Source organism: Rhizobium sp. P1_E6 (genome assembly GCF_056405875.1).
In genome coordinates, this window is sequence record NZ_JBFUBG010000180.1 from 1 (window position 1) to 4,908 (window position 4,908).

Annotated in this window: 1 protein-coding gene and 6 pseudogenes; 6 read left to right on the forward strand and 1 reads right to left on the reverse strand. The window is 59.2% G+C overall.

Going from position 1 to position 4,908, the window contains the following annotated elements; genetic code table 11:
- The 4 genes and pseudogenes from AC1D35_RS34715 to AC1D35_RS34730 all read left to right on the forward strand — a co-directional run.
- Positions 1 to 231: pseudogene (locus tag AC1D35_RS34715) on the forward strand (IS630 family transposase); the annotation flags it as partial.
- A 17-nt stretch (positions 232 to 248) separates the two neighbouring features.
- Positions 249 to 483: pseudogene (locus tag AC1D35_RS34720) on the forward strand (IS91 family transposase); the annotation flags it as partial.
- A 391-nt stretch (positions 484 to 874) separates the two neighbouring features.
- Positions 875 to 1,101: pseudogene (locus AC1D35_RS34725) on the forward strand (transposase); the annotation flags it as partial.
- 421 nt (positions 1,102 to 1,522) lie between these two features.
- Positions 1,523 to 3,718, forward strand: a complete 2,196-nt coding sequence (locus AC1D35_RS34730) for a calcium-binding protein (protein ID WP_477942425.1) — start codon at positions 1,523 to 1,525, stop codon at positions 3,716 to 3,718.
- 156 nt (positions 3,719 to 3,874) lie between these two features.
- On the opposite strand, the pseudogene AC1D35_RS34735 reads toward AC1D35_RS34730, so the two are convergent.
- A pseudogene (locus AC1D35_RS34735) lies at positions 3,875 to 4,093 on the reverse strand (ATP-binding protein); the annotation flags it as partial.
- Between the two features lie 8 nt (positions 4,094 to 4,101).
- On the opposite strand from AC1D35_RS34735, the pseudogene AC1D35_RS34740 reads away from it, so the two are divergent.
- Positions 4,102 to 4,287 (forward strand): annotated as a pseudogene (locus AC1D35_RS34740) (IS481 family transposase); the annotation flags it as partial.
- Between the two features lie 84 nt (positions 4,288 to 4,371).
- Positions 4,372 to 4,908: pseudogene (locus tag AC1D35_RS34745) on the forward strand (hypothetical protein); the annotation flags it as partial.

The window sequence follows — 4,908 nt, forward strand, 5'->3', positions numbered from 1 at the left end:
TCCTGGATCAATCAGGTCGAGCGGTGGTTCGCAGAGCTGACGCGAAAGCAGTTGCAGCGCGGCATACACCGTTCCACCGCAGAACTGGAAGCCGACATCGACGCATTCATCGAAACCCACAACGAAAATCCCACACCATACAAGTGGGTCAAATCCGCCGACCAGATCCTCGCGTCGGTCAAGCGCTTCTGCCAGAAGACAATGAGCCGAACTTCAGATTCGGGTGACTAGGTGTACGGTCCCGGAGCTTTCACCGCATTCGTCACTTCGGCTTGCTTTCCAATGGCCATCGGCCAACTGAAGCTGGACCTCTGCCGAAGCCTGATCGACCTCCCGCCGCCGGAGCAGCCGGTCGAAGAACCGGACGCAAAGCCACCCCCTCTGACGCATCGCTGCCCCTGTTGCGGCGGAGCCATGACGATCATCGGCGCGTGGACCCCGATTCGGCCGGCCTGCCGACCAGCATGGGAAGACAGCTCATGATTATTCCACGCGCGCCATCAGTTCAACGATCAGCGTCGGTATGCCGAACAGCCGCGAGGCTGGTGCTTTGGCCAATTGTGCCTGAGCGACGCAGAGCGCAACAGTACCAGGGGTTCGACCAATGCAAACCAGCCGACAGGCCCGTCAACGACACCGCAATGACCGCCAACAATCTCCTTCCAGACCTGTCCACGCGTTCCGGCAAGGTTCGATCTTCCCAAGTGCCATCCGCCGCTTCGGTTGAATCCCCATAGCGCCAAACAACCCGCGCCTTCGCTCAATCCGGCTTCAATGAGGATCAGTGAATGCCGCACGCAACGCGCCCGGACCTCACAGAACCCTCCAGAGGCTGGAGCAAATCAGATTCAACACTGACTTCTGGAGGTCGGTGATGGATTGCACGCACTTCGAGATGATCAATGGAAGCGCATCAGGGGCTTTGTGCCGGGTGGGACCAAAGGCAAGCGCGGTCCCCGCACGGATAGTCGAACATTTTTGGAGGCACTCTTGTGGATGGAGCGTTCCGGTGGTCGCTGGCGAGATCTGCCCGAGCGGCTTGGCGACTATCGCTCGGTGAAGCGGCGCTATTACCGCTGGATCGAGATGGGCGTGCCCGACTCATGCCCTCCCATTGCCATCTCGATCAGTGCCAATCGGCAAGGCAACGCTGCCCAAATTAGTTAAATTTAGAAAAAAATGTCGATTCTGCCTCTGGCGGGAGGATTCCAGCCACGCCCATCAGGTTTCCCTAATGTTTTCAATGGAAGCATTTCGCTATAGTTGCATAAAGAATAATTCGCGGCATGCGAGACATTTATACTGCCACAGTTTTGGAAACGCGAAATTCAACAAGTATTTCAAAACGTAACTTCGGATCGATTCAGATAATGTGGCAGCAATATGGCTATAATTCTCAAGGGCTTACTGTTGAGTTGCTGTTGCAACCTCCAGGATGCCGTCCTATAACCCCCCGCCGTAACGGCTGATTAACCAAAAATATTAATCGGCAAACACAACGCTAAGGTTGAGGAGCAAGATCATGACGACATATTACGTAGCGACGACCGGTAGTAGTGGCGGTAACGGCAGTGCCGGCTCTCCATTCCGCACGATCAGCGAGGCGATGTCGTCGAACCTTAAACCCGGCGACGAAGTCGTGGTGAAGGCAGGGACCTACAACGAGGCCATCAACATCAACAAGGACGGCTCGGCTGCAGGCGACATCACGCTGCGCTCGGAAGTGCCGGGCGGGGCGCTGATCCGGCCGCCCGCAGGCTCGTGGAACGCAATCACTGTCAACGCCAACTACGTGACAATCGATGGCTTCGACATCAAGGGCGGCCCCGGCGACGGCATCGAAGGGGGCGGCGTCCACCATGTCTCAATTCTCAACAACAAGGTCCACGACGCCGGGGAGTCGGGCATTCAGTTCAACCAGTCGGACTTCCTCAAAATCGAGGGGAACGAGACCTACAATAACGCATCGTCGGGCTGGTTTTCGGGTATCTCGATCTACCAAAACCGGAACATTACCGGCGATACCTCGACGGAGGGCTACCGGACGATCGTGCGCAACAACATCTCGCACGACAACGTCACGAAGTCGGGTGCGCACACCGATGGTAACGGCATCATCATCGACGATTTCCAGAGCACGCAGGCGAGCGGTCATCCGAACTATACATTCAAGACCCTGGTCGAGGGCAACCTCGTCTACGAGAACGGCGGCAAAGGCATCCAGGTGACCTGGAGCGACTCCGTCACGGTGGCGAACAACACCGCATACCACAACAATCAGGACCCGCAGAACACCGGCACCTGGCGCGGCGAACTCAGCAACTCGCAGTCGAGCAACAATACCTGGGTCAACAACATCGCCGTAGCGGACCCATCGCTGAACAAGAACAACACCGCGATCGATAACACCTCGACCGGCGGCTACAGCAACAAGAACGTGGTCTGGGCCAACAACGTCACCTATAACGGCACGGCCGGCCAGGCCTCGGTCAAGACCGACGGCGGCAACCCGATGCCGAGCGCGGCGAACGGCAACCAGCTCGGCGTCGATCCGAAATTCCTGGCGGCGGCGAACGGCGACTTCCACCTCGGCGCCGGCTCGGTGGCGATCGACCACGGAACCGACAAGTACGGCCTCGATACGGTTGATCTGGACGGCCACGCTCGCGTCGTTGGAACTGTCGATGTCGGTGCCTACGAATCGGGCTCCCACACGACACCGGGAACGCCAACCACGCCGACGCAACCGGGGACGCCAACCACGGGGACGAAGGTATATACCGGCACCAACGGCAACGACACCATGCCACATAACGGCCAGTCCGACGGCGGCAACGAAACCTACAAGGGTATGGCCGGTAATGACGTGTTGAAGGGCGGTGCCGGCGCGGACCTGCTCGACGGCGGCACTGGCAACGACACGGCCACCTACGCGGGCTCCACTGCTGTCAACGTCAACTTGACGGCCGGGACCGCATCGGGCGGGCATGCCGCCGGTGACAAGCTCGTCAGCATCGAAAACTTGACTGGCTCCAGCTATAACGACGTGCTGGTCGGCAATAGCGGCGCCAACGTTCTCGATGGCGCGGCTGGCGCGGACAAGCTGAACGGCGCCGCCGGCGCGGACACCATCAATGGTGGCGACGGCAACGACACGGCAAGCTATTGGGGCTCCGCCGCTGTTAACGTCAACTTGGCGACTGGGGCCGCATCGGGCGGGTATGCCACCGGTGACAAGCTCGTCAGCATCGAAAACCTGGCTGGCTCCAGCTACAACGATGTGCTGACCGGCGATAGCGGCAGCAACGTTCTCGATGGCGCGGCTGGCGCGGACAAGCTGAACGGCGGCGCCGGCAAGGACATTATGACCGGTGGCGCCGGCTCGGATATGTTTATCTTCAAGGCACCGGCGGAAGCCGGGCTCGGCTCGAACCGGGACGTCATCACCGACTTCCAGCACGGCGCCGATAAGATCGACCTCTCGGCGATGGACGGGAATGGCTCTGCGCAGGGCAATGGAACCTTCCATTTCCTGGCGCAGGAGGATGCCTCTTTCGACCACAAGGCTGGCGCGCTCGCCTGGCATTATGAAGACAAGGCTGGATCCGCGAACGATACTACCGTTATCCAGGGCGACCTGAACGGCGACGGCGTTTCTGACTTCGAGATTCAGATGAAGGGTCTCGTCCACCTTGAGACAGGCGATTTTCTCCTGTAACGATACCCGTTGTGGCGGTCGTCCGATCGCCACAACAATCGCGCTAACGATCACGCAGCGCGCAACAATCGGCTACTTCGGCGCGCGGATGAGCCCACCGGGAGGGCGTAGCTCGAGCGGGGGCCTCATCCGCGCGCTGGGATTTTTCGACTGACTTCAGSCGGCCTTTCGGGCGCGGCTTTGCTGGAGGCGATAGCTGTCGCCATTCATCTCGAGGATGTTGAAGTGGTGGGTGATGCGGTCCGGCAGAGCGCCGGTCAGGCCCTCGGATCCCAAGGTCTCCGTCCATTCGTCGAACGGAAGGTTGCTGGTGATCAAGGTGGCACCTCGTTCGTAGTGTTGCGAGATCGGTTCGAACAATAATTCCGCACCGGTCTAGGTGTTTGGGCCAGATTTTACACGGGAGCGCCACGACGACAGTGGCAATCCGTCGAGCAATACAAAATAGTGAAGAGAGCCTGAGAGCACTTTCGAAGCGCTACGGGATCAATCAGAAGACTGTCGCTAAATGGAAGAAGCGGACATCGTTGGTCGACCTGCCGACAGGCACGAAGGAACCACATTCGACAATTCCTTGCCCCAGACCACTGGATTCTGATTTGATGCGCATACTCGTGTCAGCCTATACCTGCGAGCCAGACGCGGGATCCTGATTGGGCAAGGGTTGGAATTTCGTTCTGGAACTGGCCAGCCAGGGTTATGATATCACCGTTCTTACCTGCGGCAGTCGTCATCGTGCGGCGATCGAGCGCTATTGCGACAAGCGACAGGTGCCGAGCGGTCTGAGCTCTGTCTGGCACGATGTTCCTGGCCGGCCTGGACCTGGATACGAAAACGCCCATGGAAGCCGTCAGCATTACTACAAATGGCAGATGACCGCCCGTAAAACGGCGGCCTGGTTGCACGCTGAAAATCGGTACGATGTCATTCACCACCTGACATGGACCGGTCTGCGCTGGCCTTCCGTTCTCGGCGGCCTCGGTCCGCGGTTCGTATTTGGTCCGGTTGGCGGAGGGCAGAGCACGCCTTGGCGGCGAGGTTTTCCCGATCGGGGATGGAAATTCGAGATCAAGCGGGACCTTTGCAACATATGCAGCCGGTTTCACGTCATCGCCGACAGCAACACCGCGCGTCGCGGCCGCTTTTCTTACTCGGAGGGCGCGACGACACTGCCTGTGTCGGTTCCAGCC